Source organism: Inquilinus limosus MP06 (assembly GCF_000767795.1).
GTDB classification, from domain to species: domain Bacteria; phylum Pseudomonadota; class Alphaproteobacteria; order DSM-16000; family Inquilinaceae; genus Inquilinus; species Inquilinus limosus_E.
Genome location: NZ_JANX01000088.1, coordinates 1 through 15956 on the forward strand (window position 1 = coordinate 1; position 15956 = coordinate 15956).

The 15956-nt window shown below is 70.5% G+C and carries 16 protein-coding genes, 2 tRNA genes and 1 pseudogene; 6 read left to right on the plus strand and 13 right to left on the minus strand.

The features are described 5' to 3' along the window. The 4 genes and pseudogenes from P409_RS40665 to P409_RS09815 all read right to left on the minus strand — a co-directional run. A pseudogene (locus tag P409_RS40665) lies at positions 1–213 on the minus strand (DUF2497 domain-containing protein); the annotation flags it as partial. 171 nt (positions 214–384) lie between these two features. Then, positions 385–1872 (minus strand): TolC family outer membrane protein, encoded by a 1488-nt coding sequence (locus P409_RS09805; RefSeq protein ID WP_034834888.1) that lies wholly within the window; start codon positions 1870–1872, stop codon positions 385–387. Between the two features lie 2 nt (positions 1873–1874). Continuing rightward, a complete protein-coding gene (locus P409_RS09810; protein ID WP_052120297.1) occupies positions 1875–2198 on the minus strand; it encodes a rhodanese-like domain-containing protein in 324 nt (107 codons plus the stop codon). A 12-nt stretch (positions 2199–2210) separates the two neighbouring features. Continuing rightward, positions 2211–2867 (minus strand): protein-L-isoaspartate O-methyltransferase family protein, encoded by a 657-nt coding sequence (locus P409_RS09815; RefSeq protein WP_034834889.1) that lies wholly within the window; start codon positions 2865–2867, stop codon positions 2211–2213. 255 nt (positions 2868–3122) lie between these two features. Here P409_RS09815 and P409_RS09820 point away from each other — a divergent pair. From P409_RS09820 to P409_RS09830, 3 genes are all read left to right on the plus strand, one after another. After that, positions 3123–3196 (plus strand) — tRNA-Cys (locus P409_RS09820). 136 nt (positions 3197–3332) lie between these two features. After that, positions 3333–3408, plus strand: a tRNA-Asn gene (locus P409_RS09825). A 129-nt stretch (positions 3409–3537) separates the two neighbouring features. Beyond that, positions 3538–4347, plus strand: coding sequence for an endonuclease/exonuclease/phosphatase family protein (locus tag P409_RS09830; protein WP_081991396.1), 810 nt, complete (start codon positions 3538–3540; stop codon positions 4345–4347). Positions 4348–4352: 5 nt separating this feature from the next. On the opposite strand, the gene P409_RS09835 is transcribed toward P409_RS09830, so the two are convergent. Beyond that, positions 4353–4676: a hypothetical protein gene (locus P409_RS09835; protein WP_034834890.1), complete on the minus strand. Its 324-nt coding sequence runs from the start codon at positions 4674–4676 to the stop codon at positions 4353–4355. Positions 4677–4872: 196 nt separating this feature from the next. On the opposite strand from P409_RS09835, the gene P409_RS09840 reads away from it, so the two are divergent. Beyond that, positions 4873–6249, plus strand: coding sequence for an APC family permease (locus P409_RS09840; RefSeq protein WP_052120295.1), 1377 nt, complete (start codon positions 4873–4875; stop codon positions 6247–6249). On the opposite strand, the gene P409_RS09845 is transcribed toward P409_RS09840, so the two are convergent. Beyond that, positions 6218–6997, minus strand: a complete 780-nt coding sequence (locus tag P409_RS09845; RefSeq protein WP_034834891.1) for a helix-turn-helix transcriptional regulator — start codon at positions 6995–6997, stop codon at positions 6218–6220. The two genes, P409_RS09840 and P409_RS09845, sit on opposite strands and share 32 nt — an antisense overlap. Positions 6998–7073: 76 nt before the next feature. Here P409_RS09845 and P409_RS09850 point away from each other — a divergent pair, with 76 nt between their 5' ends. Together P409_RS09850 and P409_RS09855 are read left to right on the plus strand one after the other, a co-directional pair. Next, positions 7074–8495, plus strand: a complete 1422-nt coding sequence (locus P409_RS09850) for an amidase (protein WP_034834892.1) — start codon at positions 7074–7076, stop codon at positions 8493–8495. 130 nt (positions 8496–8625) lie between these two features. Then, positions 8626–9477: a universal stress protein gene (locus P409_RS09855; protein ID WP_034834895.1), complete on the plus strand. Its 852-nt coding sequence runs from the start codon at positions 8626–8628 to the stop codon at positions 9475–9477. Between the two features lie 163 nt (positions 9478–9640). On the opposite strand, the gene P409_RS09860 is transcribed toward P409_RS09855, so the two are convergent. From P409_RS09860 to P409_RS09890, 7 genes are all read right to left on the minus strand, one after another. Continuing rightward, on the minus strand, positions 9641–10939 hold the full coding sequence (locus tag P409_RS09860; protein WP_034834898.1) for an MFS transporter: 1299 nt from the start codon (positions 10937–10939) through the stop codon (positions 9641–9643). A gap of 127 nt (positions 10940–11066) precedes the next feature. Further along, positions 11067–11609 carry an MOSC domain-containing protein gene (locus P409_RS09865; RefSeq protein ID WP_034834900.1) on the minus strand — a complete coding sequence of 181 codons (543 nt, stop codon included), beginning with the start codon at positions 11607–11609 and terminating at the stop codon, positions 11067–11069. Beyond that, positions 11606–12310, minus strand: coding sequence for a DUF1045 domain-containing protein (locus P409_RS09870; protein WP_034834902.1), 705 nt, complete (start codon positions 12308–12310; stop codon positions 11606–11608). Before P409_RS09870 ends, P409_RS09865 begins: the two co-directional genes overlap by 4 nt. Before the next feature lie 16 nt (positions 12311–12326). Then, positions 12327–13463 (minus strand): alpha-D-ribose 1-methylphosphonate 5-triphosphate diphosphatase, encoded by a 1137-nt coding sequence (locus tag P409_RS09875; RefSeq protein WP_034834904.1) that lies wholly within the window; start codon positions 13461–13463, stop codon positions 12327–12329. After that, positions 13460–14167 carry a phosphonate C-P lyase system protein PhnL gene (gene phnL, locus P409_RS09880; RefSeq protein WP_238578635.1) on the minus strand — a complete coding sequence of 236 codons (708 nt, stop codon included), beginning with the start codon at positions 14165–14167 and terminating at the stop codon, positions 13460–13462. Before phnL ends, P409_RS09875 begins: the two co-directional genes overlap by 4 nt. Before the next feature lie 3 nt (positions 14168–14170). Then, positions 14171–14950, minus strand: coding sequence for a phosphonate C-P lyase system protein PhnK (gene phnK / locus P409_RS09885; protein ID WP_034834910.1), 780 nt, complete (start codon positions 14948–14950; stop codon positions 14171–14173). Beyond that, a complete protein-coding gene (locus P409_RS09890) occupies positions 14947–15891 on the minus strand; it encodes an alpha-D-ribose 1-methylphosphonate 5-phosphate C-P-lyase PhnJ (RefSeq protein WP_034834913.1) in 945 nt (314 codons plus the stop codon). Before P409_RS09890 ends, phnK begins: the two co-directional genes overlap by 4 nt. Between the last annotated feature and the right edge of the window lie 65 nt (positions 15892–15956).

Below are 15956 nucleotides of genomic sequence, written 5' to 3' on the forward strand. Positions count from 1 at the left end.
GGCGGCAGCGGGTGCGGCGGGCTGCGGGGCGGCCGGCGGGGGCGCGGCCGGGCGAGGATCGTCCAGCGCCTCGGTCAGCTCCAGCACGTCGTCATCGACCGCTGCGGAGGATGGCGCGGGCTGAGGCCGAGCAGGCTCACCCACGGCGGCCCGGCCGCGCGCCGGATCGTCCTCGGTGATCATGCGCCGGATGGAGGCCAGGATCTCCTCCATCGACGGCTCCTGCTGTGCCCGCGTCTCGCTCATCCTCTCGGTCGTCTTCCACTTTCACGCAATGATCATGCCCGGGCCCGGGCATCCAGAGACTGTCGACATGACCTTGATTATCAGGCCAAGCCGGCAATCACAGACATGTGGTGGCCCGGCGAGGCCGGGCAACCATGCTCACTCGTCGACCGACGTGCCAAACCAGCGGGCGCGGGTCTTCTGATAGTCCGGCTCCGGATCGTAGACCTTGACCGCCAGGCCCATGTCCTGCGCGGTCAGGCTGCCGACGGCGTTGCGCAGCTGGTAGCCGGCGACCACCTCGTTGCGCCGCGCCTGCACCAGGCTCAGCTCGGCATTGAGCAGGTTCTGCTGCTCCTGCAACACGTCGAGCACGGTGCGCGATCCGACCTGGGCTTCCTGCTGCAGGCCTTCCACCGCCAGCTGCTCGGCCTTGACTGCGGCCTGGAACGACTTGATCGCGGCCCGCGCCGTCACCAGCGCCTGCCAGGACTGAACCGCGGCCTGGATCGCCTGGCGCCGCTGCGATTCGATCTCGATCCGCCGCTGGCCGTGGGTGTAGCGGGCCTGGCGAACCAAGGATTCCTGGTTGCCCTGCGAGTAGAGCGGGATCGTCACCTGGGCCACGATCGCCGCGGAATCGACGCGCGACTGCGCCCCGAAGCTCGCCTGCTGCGGCCCCAGAAGTTCCCCGACGAACCCGGGAGAGGTCTCGTATCTCGTCGTCGGATGCGAGACCGTCGAGTACTGGCGCTGGAGCCGCGCCTGCACGTCGATCGACGGCAGCAGCGCGCCGAACTGCAGGTCGATGTTGTCGGCCGCGGCCCGTTCAGTGAACAGCGCGGCGACGATGCCGGGATAGTTCGCCTGGGCCTTCTGGATCGCGTCCTGCATCGAGGACGGCAGGCCGACCGGGACCGCCGGCGTCTCCAGCGTCCCCGGCGGCTGGCCGATGACGCGCTCGAAGGTCGCCCGGGCGGCCCGCAACGTGCCCTCCGCCTCGATCCGGCCGGCCACGGCGCTGGCCAGGCTGGCCTCCGCCTGGCTGACGTCGGTGCGGGTCACCTCGCCGACATTGAACCGGTCCTGGGTCGCCTGCAGCTGCCGGCGCAGCACCGTCTCGTTGTTGCGCCGCACATCCAGCGCCGACTGGGCCTGGACCACGTCGGCATAGGCGGTGGCGGCATCCAGCAGCACCGTCTGCTCGGTGGTCTGGACGACGGCGCGGGTCGCCATGATCGTGTTCTCGGCGCGGTTCACCGCGGCCTGGGTCCGCCCGCCATTGTAGATGTTCTGCGTGACGGTGATGCCGAGCGTCGCCGGGTTCACCTCATGCCACCGGCTGTCCCGCCCCCCGTTCGAGCTGCGGAGGGCGCTGCCGCCCGCGACCCCGTCGGTCTGCGTGTTGCTGAACGTGCTGCCGATGCTGGCGCTGGCGCTGATCTCCGGCCGGTAGCCGGACAGGGCCTGGGCGATGCCTTCGTTGGTCGCCTTCAGCTGGGCGATATCGGCGGCGAGATCGGGGTTGGTGGCATAGGCCGACGCCAGGGCCTCGGCCATCGTCTGCGCCGAGGCCGACGCGGTGCCCAGCATCAGCACGGCGGACAGCACCGCGGTGGAGAGGCCGAACCGTCCAAATCGTGTCATCGTCAATACCGTCCCATGGTTGGGTCGATCTCGCGCGCCCAGGCATCGATGCCGCCGCGCAGATTGACCACGTTGTCCATGCCCCTTGCCGAAAGCCACCGCACCACCTGCGCGCTGCGCCCCCCGTGGTGACACATGACGATCACCGGGCGATCGCCCGGAATTTCCTCGACCCGGCCCGGGATCTCGCCCATCGGGATGTCGAGCGACCCCTCGATCCGGCACACCGCCAGCTCCTGCGGCTCGCGCACATCGACCAGCACGTGCCCCGTGCCGTCGCGCCGCCAATCCGCCAGGGTCGCCACGTCGATCTCGAAAAGCTGCACCCGATGCCCCACTCAGAACTGGAAGGCCGGCTTGCGCTCGAAGCCGGGCAGCATCGCCGTCGCCGCATCGAACAGCGGGCGCTGCGACACGACTCCATCGACCGCGCTGACCAGCATAGCACGGCCGACGCCGTCGCCGTCATCCACCACGGTGAGCAGCCGGCCGCCGGGCGCCAGCTGCGCCAGCAGTGCCGCCGGCACCTCGGCCACCGCGCCGTCGACCAGGATCACGTCATACGGCCCCTCGGCCGCCCAGCCTTCGGTCAGCCGCCCCTCGACCAGGGTCACGCGCTGGACGCCGAGCTCGGACAGCGCGCCGCGCGCGGTGGCCAGCAGGGTCTTGTCCTCCTCCAGCGCCACCACCTTGGCGGCGAGGCGGGAGATGAGGGCGGCGCTGTAGCCGGTGCCGGCACCGACGACCAGGACGCGGCTGCCGGGCGTGATCCGGGCATCGTTCAGGAGCCGGCCGAGCACCCGGGGCTCCATCAGCACCCGGCCGCCGCCGACGGCGACGTCCTCGTCGACATAGGCGACGCCGCGCCGGTCGGCCGGCACGAAGCGCTCACGCGGGACGGCCATCATCGCGTCGATCAGAGCCTGGTCGATGACCTTGTTGGGCTTGATCTGCCCTTCGACCATGTTCAGGCGGGCGGCTGCGTAGTCGACCATGGGATTCCGCAATCTGAGGACGGCGAGCCACGACGGCCGGGACGGTCGCCGCGCGCTCGAACGCAGCGGTTATATCGGCCTTCGCGCCCGCAACACAATCAGTCTGTTACCGGGCGGTCTAACGCCGCCCGGCCTCGGTCTGTTACCGGGCGGTCCGATGCCGCCCCGCCGTGCCGGCCGCCTCGGCGTCGAAAGTTCCGCGCAATCGTTCTTGACCCTGCTTCTCGGCGGACGATATACGGGGGCCGCCGTTGGGGCGCGATGGCTGAGTGGTCAAGCAGCGGACTGCAAATCCGTGCACGCCGGTTCGATTCCGGCTCGCGCCTCCAAACGGCCCGCCTGAAATGTCGGCTGGGCCAGCACCTCCAAAAAGTGTGATCGGGGGTGCAAGTCAGGCTTGGCAGGGCGGGGCGAGGTTGCTATAAGCCGCGCCACCAACAGCCCGGAGCGATCCGGCGCTCATGTTCCCTGGTAGCTCAGTTGGTAGAGCAGCTGACTGTTAATCAGCGGGTCACTGGTTCGAGTCCAGTCCAGGGAGCCACTCCTTTCCATTCTCCAGAGATCGTCCGGCCGGTACATTCGGTCGCGCCATCTTGGCACTGGCGTGCAGTTGTATTAAATCCAGGTGGTTCCCGGGCGTTCCTTGACGGTCCCGGCTTCCGGAACCGCGATGGCCCCGCACGACGCACAGCTTCGCAACGGCATGACGACCCAGGCGCCGACTGAGACGGTCGCCGCCCGTCCGGTCGTGGTCGGCTCCTACAACGTCCACAAATGCGTCGGGCTGGACCGCCGCTTCGATCCGCTGCGCATCGCCGCCGTCGTCGACGAGTTGAAGGCCGATGTGGTGGCGCTGCAGGAGGTGGACCGCCGCTTCGGCCGGCGCTACGGCCTGCTGGACGCCGAGACGCTGCGCCGCGACAGCGGACTGCATCTGGTGCATGTCTCCGATCTTCCCGATGGCCATGGCTGGCACGGCAACGCCCTCTTGGTGCGCGAAGGCGAGGTCACCCGCCTGCGCCGCCTGACCCTGCCAGGGGCCGAGCCGCGCGGCGCCATCGTCACCGAACTGGCCCTGCCCGCCGGCCGCCTGCGGGTGGTCGCCGCCCATTTCGGCCTGCTGCGCCGCTGCCGGATGCGCCAGTCCGCCATGATCCTGGACGAGATCGCCGCCGGCGAGAGCATGCCGACGCTGCTGGTCGGAGACCTGAACGAGTGGCGTCCCGGCCGGCGCTCCTCGCTGCGACCGCTCGGCGCCCTGTTCGGCCCGCTGCAGGCCAGCCCGCCCAGCTTCCCGGCGCCGCTGCCGCTGGTCTCGCTCGACCGCATCCTGGGCTGGCCGCAGGGCGTGCTGCGCCAGGTCGAGGTCCATCGAAGCCCGCTGTCGCGGATCGCCTCGGACCACCTGCCGCTCAAGGCCGCGATCGACCTCGGGGTCGCCCTGCCGGCCGGCGCCGCGCCGCTGTCCCAGGCCGCCTGATCCGCTCAGCGGGACGCGTCGACGCCGAGCTCCTTCGCCAGGGATTCGAACTCATCGCGGATGTCGTTGACCGTCGGCAGGCCCAGCGCCTTCAGCTCGGCGTGAACCTTGCGCGCGGGCTCGGAATCCAGATCCCGCTTGAAGTTCACCACGACCTCCTTCGCCGAGCCGTAGCCGCGATAGCGCTCGACCTCGGTCCGGGTCGCCTTCTGGACATGCTCCAGCTTGCGCTTCTCGGCCTCCGACCGGCCTTCGGCCTGGGCCTTGAGCACCGGATCGAAAGCACGCCGGGTGACGAAATCGACCAGCTTCTCCCTCGTGTCAGGCATGACGATCTCCTGCCGTTTTGACGTCCATGAGGTTTTGGAGGTTTACGGCACGAGCTGATGCCCGGTTCCGAGGCGCCCTCCCCCCTTGGGGTGATGGCGCCGGCTGGCGCGGGCTTTCCATAGTTCTTCCCCAATGACCATGACGGGGCCTGCCGACCGCAGCGACAAGGCGGCGGACGGCCCAGGGAGGACGAGAATGACGGACCAGCCCATCGGGCTCACGCGGACGCTGCGGCTGCCCTCGGTCGTGCTGTTCGGCCTGGCCTACATGACGCCGATGATCGTGTTCGGCACCTTCGGCATCCTGGCGCAGAAGACCGGCGGCGCCGTGCCGACCGCCTATCTGGTGGCGCTGGTGGCCGTGCTGCTGACCGCCTGGTCCTATGGCCGCATGGCCGCGGCCCATCCCGTCGCCGGATCGGCCTACACCTACACCCGCCGCGCCTTCGGCGGCCATGCCGGCTTCCTGGTCGGCTGGGCCATTCTGCTCGACTATTTCTTCCTGCCGATGGCGATCTGGCTGATCGGCGCGGCCTATCTCTCCGCCGCCTTCCCCGACGTGCCGCAATGGGTCTGGATCCTCGCCTTCATCGGCGTGACCAGCGCCATCAACATCATCGGCATCAGGCTGGCCAACGGCGTCAACATCGTGCTGATGCTGGTCCAGTTCGCGGTGCTGGCCGCCTTCGTCGCGCTGTGCGTCCGCTACGCCCTGGCCGGGCCGGAGGTCCGGCCGCTGTTCTCGGCCGATCCCTTCACCGGCAGTGACGGCACTCTGCCCGCCTATCTCGCCGGGGCGGCCATCGCCGCCTACTCCTTCCTCGGCTTCGACGCGGTGACGACACTGACCGAGGAGACGGTGGAGCCGTCGCGGACCATCCCCAAGGCGATCATGCTGATCGCGCTGCTGGGCGGCGGCATTTTCATCCTGGCCGCCTATTTCACCCAGCTGGCCTTCCCCGGCGGCGACGTCGCCAATGTCGACAGCGCCGCCTTCGACGTCGCCAAGGCGATCGGCGGCGACCTTTTCGTCATGCTGTTCCTGGCCGGGCTGATCGTGGCGCAGTTCGCCTCCGGCCTCTCGGCCCAGGCCAGCGTCGGCCGGCTGCTGCTGGCGATGGGCCGCGACGACGTGCTGCCGCGATCCGCCTTCGGCTATGTCCACCCGGTCCTGCGTACGCCGGTGTTCAACATCGCCCTGGCCGGCGTAGTGGCACTGGCGGCGCTGAAGCTGGACGTCACCACCTCGACCTCCTTCATCAATTTCGGCGCCTTCGTCGCCTTCATCTTCGTCAACCTGTCGGTGATCAAGCTGCTGTGGATGGGCGCGGCCGAGCGTGGCCTGGGCACCATCATCGGGGCGCTGGCGGTGCCGGTGCTGGGCGCCCTGTCCAATTTGTGGCTGCTGGTCAGCCTGGACGAGCATGCCAAGGTGCTGGGGCTGGCCTGGCTGGCACTCGGAATCGTCTACCTCGCCTGGCTCACCCGGATGTTCAGCCAGCAGCCGCCGGAGACGCAGTTCCGCGAGGCCGGGGACGCCTCTATCCCGACGGCGCAGCCAGGAATGCGGTGAAGCGGGCGAACAGCTCCGCCTGCGAGGCGATGCCGAGCTTGCGGTGGATGCTCTTGCGGTGGGTCTTCACCGTCTCCTGCCCCAGCTCGAGCAGGGCGCAGATCGAGGGAGTCGAATGGCCCTTCAGGATCAGCCCGACGATCTCGGCCTCGCGCCGGGTCAGCCGGCCGCCGCCCAGATCGACGATGCGGGTGACGAGATCTCCGGTCCCGGCCGGCTCCGGCACCGCGCCGAAGCCGGCCCAGTGCCGCTCGCAGAGCGCGCAGACCATCGGCGCCGCGTCGCGCAGCCGGGCGATCTCGGCCCGGCCGAACCGGGCATGGCCGCGCCGCCGGGTCACCGACAGCACCCCGGTCACGCCTTGGCCGAGATCGAGCACGTAGCCGACCTCGTCCAGGATGCGGGTGCGGATGTAATGGCGCTTGTAATATTCGCTCTGGGCGAACCGGTCGGGGGCCAGATCCGCCATCACCAGGAACCGGTCTGCGGTGCCGGCCCGCACCGCCCCGAAGAATGGGTCCAGCAGATAGGCGCCGGCGATGTAGCCGTCGACGATGACGGCGGCGAGGTCCGGCGCCTGGCGGTTGTGCAGGTCGAGCGGCGGCGCGTCACCGCGATAGGCGAAGCCGTTCAGCATGTCGAACGGCACCAGCGCCGCCAGAGCCCCGCCCAGCCGGTCCGGGAACGCCGCCGTGCCGACCGCCGCCATCGCCGCCGCCAAGCCGGCGTTCCAAGCCGCAAACTCCATGCCCTGCCTTTCCGCTCCCGCCCGCTATCCTTGGGCGGAGTGGCCCCGGCCGCAAGCTGTCCCTGAGGATCGAGAGATGACCGATACGCCCAGCGTCCGCAGCATCACCGAGACCATCGCCGCCGGGCGGACCAGCGCCCGCGCGGTGGTCGCCGAGGCCCTGGCCCGCGCCCATGCGGCGCAGGAGCGGCTGAACTGCTTCACCCTGATCCTGGACGACGAAGCGATCGCTACGGCCGAGGCCGCGGATGCGGCGGTCGCGGCCGGCCGCGCGCCGGGGCCGCTGCACGGCGTGCCGGTGGCGATCAAGGACCTGACCCCGACCCGCGGCCACCTGACCACGCTGGGATCGCATTCGACCGGCGACTGGATCCCGAACCGGTCGGCGCTGGTGGTGCGGCGGCTGGAGGCGGCCGGCGCGATCGTGATCGGCAAGACCACCACCCCGGAATTCGCCCATTCCAGCTTCACCACCAGCCCGCGCTGGGGCGTCACCCGCAACCCGTGGGACCCGGAGCGGTCGCCGGGCGGCTCCTCCGGCGGCTCCGGCGCCGCGGTCGCGGCCGGGGTGGTGCCTCTCGCCGAGGGCACCGACATGGGCGGGTCGGTGCGGATCCCGGCCGCCTTCTGCGGCGTGGTCGGGTTCAAGCCTAGCCTGGGCCGGATCCCGATGACCATCCTGCCCAGCCAGTTCGACGACATCTCGCATTTTGGCCCGCTGGCCCGCGGCGTCGACGACGCCGTCGCCTTCCTGGCCGCGACCGCGGGGCCGAGCGACGAGGACATCAACTCCCTGCCCCTGCCCTTCGACGCCGCGGCGACGCGGATCGGCGGGCTGGCCGGGCGGCGCTTCGCCCTGTCGATGGATCTCGGCTACTACGCCATCGATCCGGAGGTCGAGGCCGCGGTGCTGGCGGCGGCAGAGGCGCTGCGCCGTGCCGGCGCGGTGGTCGAGGAGGTGCGCCTGCCCTGGACCCGGGCGGCGAGCGACCGCTGGCTGGACCTGTGGTGCGTGTTCATGGCGGCGTTCCAGGGCCACAGCCTGGCCGAGTACCGCGACCGGATGGACCCGATCCTGGTCGGGCTGATCGACCGCGGCCTGACCTTGGGCGCAGCCGAGGTGAAGCGGATCGAGATCCTGCGCAGCCGGATGTGGAACGAGCTGTCGGCCGTGCTGGCCGGCCGCGACGCCCTGCTGTGCCCGACCTGCGCCGTACCGCCCCCGCCCGTCACCCTGACCGATGACGATTTCGCGGCGGATCGGCCGGACGGGCGCTATGGCGGCCTCGACCTGACCGCGCCGTTCAACCTGCTCTCCCCCTGCCCCGCCCTGTCGCTGCCGGCAGGGCTGACGCCGGACGGCCTGCCGGTGGGGCTGCAGGTCGTCGGCCATCGCCATGCCGACGAGGTGGTGCTGGGCCTGGCCCGGGCAATGGAATCGGCGCTGCTGGAGACCGGGTTGACCGAGGCCCTGCACCGCGGGCCGCCGCAGATGTGACGGGCCCGGCCCGCTCCGCTCTTGGAACGGAACGAGGCCGCGCCAGATTGTTGAGTCAGGACCGGCATTGAGTCAGTCTTTCCCTGTCGCCGACCGCCCCCGCGCGCCCGGCCAACATGGAGTCGATGGCATGGCCAAGGTTCTCGCCTGTATCGACGGCTCGATCTACTCCCACAGCGTCTGCGATCTTTCGGCCTGGGCAGCCTCGCGGCTGAACCAGCCGGTCGAGCTGCTGCATGTGCTGGGCCGCCGCGAAGTATCCACCATCCCGGTCGACATCAGCGGCACGCTCGTCGCCTATTCCCAGGACATCCTGGCCGAGCTGGCGGCGATGGACGAGCAGCGGGCCAGCCTGTCGCAGAAGCGCGGCCGGCTGATCCTGGAGGAAGGCAGCGCCCGGCTGAAGGAGGCCGGCGTCACCGAGATCGACACCCACCTCTACAACGGCGACCTGGTCGAGACGGTCGGCGAGTTCGAGCCCGACACCAGCGTCATCGTCATCGGCAAGCGCGGCGAGGCGGCCGATTTCGCCAAGCTGCATCTCGGCTCGAATCTCGAGCGGGTGGCACGGTCGGCGAAGAAGCCGGTGCTGGTGGCCGCCCGTGCCTTCAGGCCGATCCGGCGCTTCCTGATCGCCTTCGATGGCGGGCCGAGCGTGACCAAGGCGGTGGATCTGATCGCCAAGGGCCAGCTGCTGCGCGGGCTGGAGGGTCATCTGCTGATGGCCGGCAGCCCGGACGAGGAAGCCGAGGCCAGGCTCGATGCCGCCGAGACGACGCTGCGCGAGGCCGGCTGGGACATTCGCGCCCGCATCCTGCCGGGCGAGCCGGAGGCGGTGATCGCCGCGGAGGTGGCGGCGGCGTCGATCGACCTGCTGGTGATGGGCGCCTATGGCCATTCCCGCATCCGCAACCTGATCATCGGCAGCACCACCACGGCGATGGTGCGGTCCTGCCTGATCCCGGTGCTGATGATGAGATGAGGGGTGGGGCCGGGTTCGGCTCCGGCAGCGCGAACCCCCTCCCCCTACCCCTCCCGCAGGGGGAGGAGGACTCTATCGGTTTGGGTCGGGAGAGAGCTCCCTCACCCCAAGCAATTCTAGTCCCCCCTCCCCTCGCGGGAGAGGGCAGGGGGAGGGGGTTCCATCAGCAAGAACCGGCCTCCCGACGCATCAGCCACAGGCCGACCGCGCAGCCCAGCGCGCACAGCGCCAGCATGTAGTAGAGATGCGCCAGCGGGTTCAGCGCCAGCAGCGCCGGGATCACCAGCGGCGTCAGCCCGCCGAACACGGCATAGGAGATGTTGTAGGAGAAGGACAGGCCGCTGAATCGGACCGCCGCCGGGAAGGCCTTGACCATGACGAAGGGCACCCCGCCGACGACGCCGACCAAGAGGCCGGTCAGGGCGTAGGTCGGCACCAGCAGGCCCGGATCGGTGGCGCCGCGGGTGTAGAACAGCCAGGTGGCGCCCGCGAGCAGCACGCTGCCGATCGCGAAGAAGCGCCCGGCGCCGATCCGGTCGATGATCGCCCCGGCGAGGATGCAGCCGACCAGCAGGCACAGCGTCGCCGCCGTGTTCGCTTCCAGCCCCAGCGGCAGCGGCACGCCGTTCAGCTTCTGCAGCATGGGCGGCGTCATCAGGATCACCACCACGATCGAGGCCGCCAGCAGCCAGGTCAGCAGCACCGACACCACCACCGCGCCGGGATGGTCGCGCACGACGACCTTCAGCGGCAGCTCCGCCGCCAGGGCCTTGCGAGCCCGCATCTCCTGGAAGATCGGGGTCTCGTGCAGCATCCGGCGCAGGAACACCGAGGCCAGGCCGAAGGCGCCGCCCAGCAGGAAAGGCAGCCGCCAGGCCCAGTCGGCGATCTCGGCCGGGCTGAACCGGCCGTTGATCACCGTCGCCACCACCGATCCCAGCAGGATGCCGGCGGTCAGCCCCGCGGTCAGCGTGCCGCAGGCATAGCCGATGCGGTGCGCCGGCACATGCTCGGCCACGAACACCCAGGCGCCCGGGACCTCGCCGCCGATCGCCGCACCCTGCAGGATGCGCAGCAGCAGCAGGGCGATGGGGGCCCAGACGCCGATCTGGGCGTAGGTCGGCAGCAGGCCCATGCCGAGCGTGGCCGCGGCCATCAGCAGGATGCCGAGCGTGAACATCCGCTTACGGCCGAACAGGTCGCCGAAATGCGCCATGACGATGCCGCCCAGCGGCCGCACCAGATAGCCGGCGGCGAAGATGGCGAAGGTCTGGAACTGGCGCAGCCAGTCCGGAATCTCCGCCGGGAAGAACAGCTGCCCGACCGCACCCGCGAAATAGATGAAGACCACGAAGTCGTAGAATTCCAGCGCCCCGCCCAGCGCGGCCAGGCCGAGGGTGCGGTAGTCGCCGGCATTGAGGCGCCGCCTCGACGGCAGGTCGGCGGCGATGGCATGGGTCATGTCGGGCTCGATGATCGATGGTGGTCCTGCGCCTCGGCGCGTCGCCGCGACCGTAGGACAGCGCAGCCGAGCCGGACAGCGTTACGCCGTCATGTCCGGGTCCACCAAACGCGTTACATCCGTAACGCTACACCCGCTCCAGCGGGCGGTGCGGCTCCGGCGGCAGCTCGATCCCGATCGGGTCGCCGGGGCGCACCGCGCCGCCGGACAGGACGATGCCCATCACCCCGGCCTTGCGCACCAGGTTGCCGGCCTCGTCCCGGCCGACGACCAGCTTCAGCAGCCCCTGCCGGAAGCCGTCGATCTGGCTGCAGGGGTTGCGCAGGCCGGTGACCTCGACCACCGCCTCGGTGCCGAGCCGCAGCTTCGCGCCGGTGGGCAGGCCCAGCAGGTCGATGCCGCGGGTGGTGACGTTCTCGCCCAGGTCGCCCGGCCGCACGATGAAGCCGGCGGCCGCCAGCTCGTCATGCAGCTCGCCCTGGATCAGATGCACTTGGCGCAGGTTCGGCTGGGTCGGGTCGACCCTCACCCGCGACCGATGCTTCACCGTCACGCCGAGATGAGCGTCGCCCTCGACTCCGAGCCCGGCCAGCAGCCGGATCGTATCGACCACCGGCTTGCTGAAGCTGTGGGTCGGGCAGAGGCCGACGGCGGTGACCACGGCGGTCACGCCGCGGCTCCGCGCAACGGATAGCGGCCGGTGACGAGGAACGGCGCCTGCCGGTCGGCCTGCTCATACACCGCGATCGCATCGATCCGCAGCGGGTCGACGCAGACCGGCGCGGTCCGCTCCGCCAGCGCGGCACGGACCTGCTCGTGCTCGGCCCTGTCGGTCAGGCGGGCGGTCAGGGTCATGTGGAAGCGGAACTCGTCGAACACATAGGGATAGCCCCAGCGCTCGAGATGCCGGTCCTGCGCCGGGGTCAGCGGCGACCGCCGCCGCCGCTCCAGCTCCGCCGCCGTCAGAGGGGCGCGGAACCGGTCGAAGGCCTCGACGCAGGCATCCGCCAGGGCGTGCACCTCGGGCGCGTCCGCCGAGGGCACCAGCGCCAGGAAGCCGCCGATCGAGGCCAGCGCCAGCGCCGGGCCGGTCGCAGAGGAACGGCCGGCGGCGAAGGCCTCGGCCGCCGCGTGCAGCGCCTCGCCCGACACGCCCTCGGCGAGGACGAAAGGCGCCTTCAGCGTCGCGTGGAAGCCGTAATGCCGGGGATCCTCAGTGATGACGTGGAACCGGTCGGGATCGATGCCGTCGAGGCGCGGTTGCGGCCGCGCCTGCCCGGTCTCCGGATCACGGCCGAGGATCTCGGCCCCCAGCTCCGCCAGGGTCGAGCGCGCGGGCGGGGCGAAGTAGATGGCGTAGCGTCGGGTCATGTCGGGATCCGAAGTCTCAGGCGACGCGCCGGCCAGCGCGCCAGACGGCGCGGATATGCGGCACGCCTTCGATCAGGCGGAAGCGGACCAGGTCGGCCCGCAGCCCGGGCTCGATCCGGCCGCGATCGTCCAGCCCCGCCGCCCTGGCCGGGTTGGCGCTGACCAGCGCCACCGCCGCCGGCAGGCTCAGCCCGACCGGCGCCTCGGCCAGCAGGCACACGGCGTGCAGCATGCTGATCGGCACATAGTCGGAGGCGAGGATGTCGAGCAGCCCCGCCGCCGCCAGCTCCGCCGCGCCGACATTGCCGCTGTGCGAGCCGCCGCGGACCACGTTCGGCGCACCCATCAGGATCGACAGGCCGTGGCTGCGCGCCGCCCGGGCCGCGTCGGCCGTGGTCGGGAACTCCGAGATCGAGACGCCGAGCGATAGCGCCTCGTCGACATGGGCCGGGGTCTCGTCGTCATGGCTGGCCAGGGCCAGGCCATGAGCAGCGGCAAGCTCCGCGATCGCCAGGCGGTGCCGGTGGGCGTGCGCCTCCTGCGACGCCAGGCGCTGCTGCATCACCACATCCAGCTCCGCCTCGCTGTAGCGATGCCGGTTGGCGTGGCGCCACTTCTCGACCTGGGCGTACTGCCGCTGGCCAGGCGTGTGGTCCATGATCGACAGAAGCCGCACCGCCGGGTCGTCGATCAGCACCGAGAGATAGTCGAGCACATGCGGGTCGGCGACCTCGCAGCGCAGATGCAGGAAATGGTCGGCCCGCAGCATGTCCTGCCGGCGCGCCGATTCCAGCCCGTCGACCATCGGCCGCAGCAGGTCGCCGCGCGGCACGCCCTTGTGCTCGCCCATCAGCGACAGGCTGTCGAACACGGTGGTGATGCCGGCGGTGGCCACCTGCGCGTCATGCGCCATCGCCGCCGAGACGTTGTTCCACATCACCCCCGGCCGCGGCGCCACGTGGCGCTCGAGATGGTCGGTGTGCAGGTCGATCATGCCGGGGATCAGGTAGTCGCCGTCGGCGTCATCGCCGGCGGAGGGCGCCGCCCCCTCCTCCACCGCGACGATGCGGCCGTCCTCGACCCTCAGGGTTCCGGTGAGGACAGCCCCGGGGGTGACGATCCGGGCGTTCGAGACAATCAGATCCGTGCTCATGCGGCTGCCTTGTAGAGCGTGACGTCGAAGATTCGGGTCGCCACCCGGTCGCGCACCGCCGTGTCGTGGAAGATCCCGACGATGGCGGCGCCGCGGGCCTTGGCCTCCTCGATCAGCTCGATGACGACGCGCCGGTTGTCGGCGTCGAGCGAGGCCGTCGGCTCGTCGAGGAGCAGGATGGGATACTCCATCGCGAAGCCGTGCGCGAGATTGACCCGCTGCTGCTCGCCGCCGGAGAAGGTGGCGGGCGGCAGCGACCACAGGCTCTCCGGCAGGTTCAGCCGGGCCAGGAGCGTGCGGGCGCGGCGCTCGGCCTGCGCCTCGGCGACGCCGGAGGCCAGCATCGGCTCCTTCACGATCTCCAGCGTCGGCACGCGCGGAATCACCCGCAGGAACTGGCTGACATAGCCGAGCGTGCGGCGCCGGATCTCGAGGATCCGGCGCGGCGTCGCAGCGGTGATGTCGACCGGCGCGCCCTCATGCTTGATCAGCACCCGCCCGGCCGACGCCAGGTAGTTGCCGTAGAGGGTGCGCATAAAGGTGCTCTTGCCCGCGCCGGAGGCGCCGCCCAGCACGACGCATTCGCCCGCGGCCACGGTGAAGTCGACGCCGGCGAACACCGGCAGCCGCACCCCATTCTGGTTGTGCAGCACGAAGGTCTTGGACAGGCCGGAGACCTCGATCATCGGAGTCGTGTTCGGCATGGCTCAGACCTGCAGGACGGAGGAGACGAGGAGCTGGGTGTAGGGGTGCTGCGGGTCGTCCAGCACCTGGTCGGTCAGGCCGGTCTCGACCACCCGGCCGTGCCGCATCACCATCAGCCGGTCGGCCAGCAGGCGGGCGACGGCGAGGTCGTGGGTGACCAGCACCACGGCGATGCCCAGCCGGCGCACCAGCCCCCGCAGCAGGTCGAGCAGCCGGGCCTGGACCGAGACGTCGAGACCGCCGGTCGGCTCGTCCATGAACACCAGGCGCGGGTTGGTGACCAGGTTGCGGGCGATCTGCAGCCGCTGCTGCATGCCGCCGGAATAGGTCGCCGGCCGGTCGTCGATGCGGCCGAGGTCGAGCTCGACCTTCCCCATCCAGTCCTGCGCCTGGCCGCGGATGCGGCCGTAATGCCGGGCGCCGACCGCCATCAGCCGCTCACCGACATTGGCGCCGGCGCTGACATCCATGCGCAACCCGTCGCGCGGGTTCTGGTGCACGAAGCCCCAATCGGTGCGGGCCAGCATCCGCCGCTCCGGCTCCGACAACGCGTAGATGTCGATCAGGCCGCGCATCCGGGTATCGAAGGCCACCGTGCCGGCGCTGGGCGGCAGCCGGCCGGAGATGCAGTTGAGCAGCGTCGTCTTGCCCGACCCGCTCTCGCCGACGATCCCCAGCACCTCGCCGGGCGACATCTCGAAGGCGACGTCGCGGCAGCCGGTGACGGTGTCGCCGTACAGCTTGGTCAGCCCCTCGACCCGCAGCAGGATGTCGCTGCTCATGCCTCGGCTCCCTTCGGCTCATGCGCCTGTTCGACCGTCCGGTCATAGGCGGCCAGCGCCTCGCCGCTCAGGCTGCCATGGTGGCCGGCGTCGCGCCGGGTGCGGCAATGGTGGCTGTCGGAGCAGACGAACATGTGCCCGCCGGCATCGTCGAGCACGACCTCGTCGAGATAGCTGTCCTCGGCGCCGCACAAGGCGCATGGCTGGTCCCAATGCTGGATCTCGAAGGGATGGTCCTCGAAGTCCAGGCTCACCACCCGGGTGTAGGGCGGGACGGCGTAGATCCGCTTCTCGCGCCCCGCGCCGAACAGCTGCAGAGCCGGGTTCATGTGCATCTTCGGATTGTCGAATTTCGGGATCGGCGACGGCGCCATCAGGTACCGGCCATGCACCATCACCGGATAGTCGTAGGTGGTGGCGATATGGCCGAAGCGGGCGATGTCCTCGTACAGGCGGACATGCATCAGCCCGTAATCGGCATAGCCGTGCATCAGCCGGGCCTCGGTCTCGCGCGGCTCCAGCCGCCGCAGCGGCTCGGGCTGCGGCACCTGGTAGACCAGGATCTGGCCCTCGGCCAGCGGCTGCTCCGGGATGCGATGGCGGGTCTGGATCACCGTCGCCTCGCCCGTATCCTCGGTGGTCGCCACCCCGGCGACGCGGGCGAAGAAGCGGCGGATGTTGACGGCGTTGGTGGTGTCGTCGGCGCCCTGGTCGATCACCTTCAGCACATCGTCCGGGCCGATGATGCTGGCGGTGACCTGGATGCCGCCGGTGCCCCAGCCATAGGGCACCGGCATCTCGCGGCCGCCGAACGGCACCTGGTAGCCGGGGATCGCCACAGCCTTCAGCAGCGCCCGGCGGATCATCCGCTTGGTCTGCTCGTCGAGATAGGCGAAGTTGTAGCCGGGGTCTCTGGCCACGGCGGTTCCCACGTCAGACATCAGCTCGCCCCTCACCCGAAATCGCTGCGCGATTTCGACCTCTCCCCAAGGAGAGGTGAATCCAC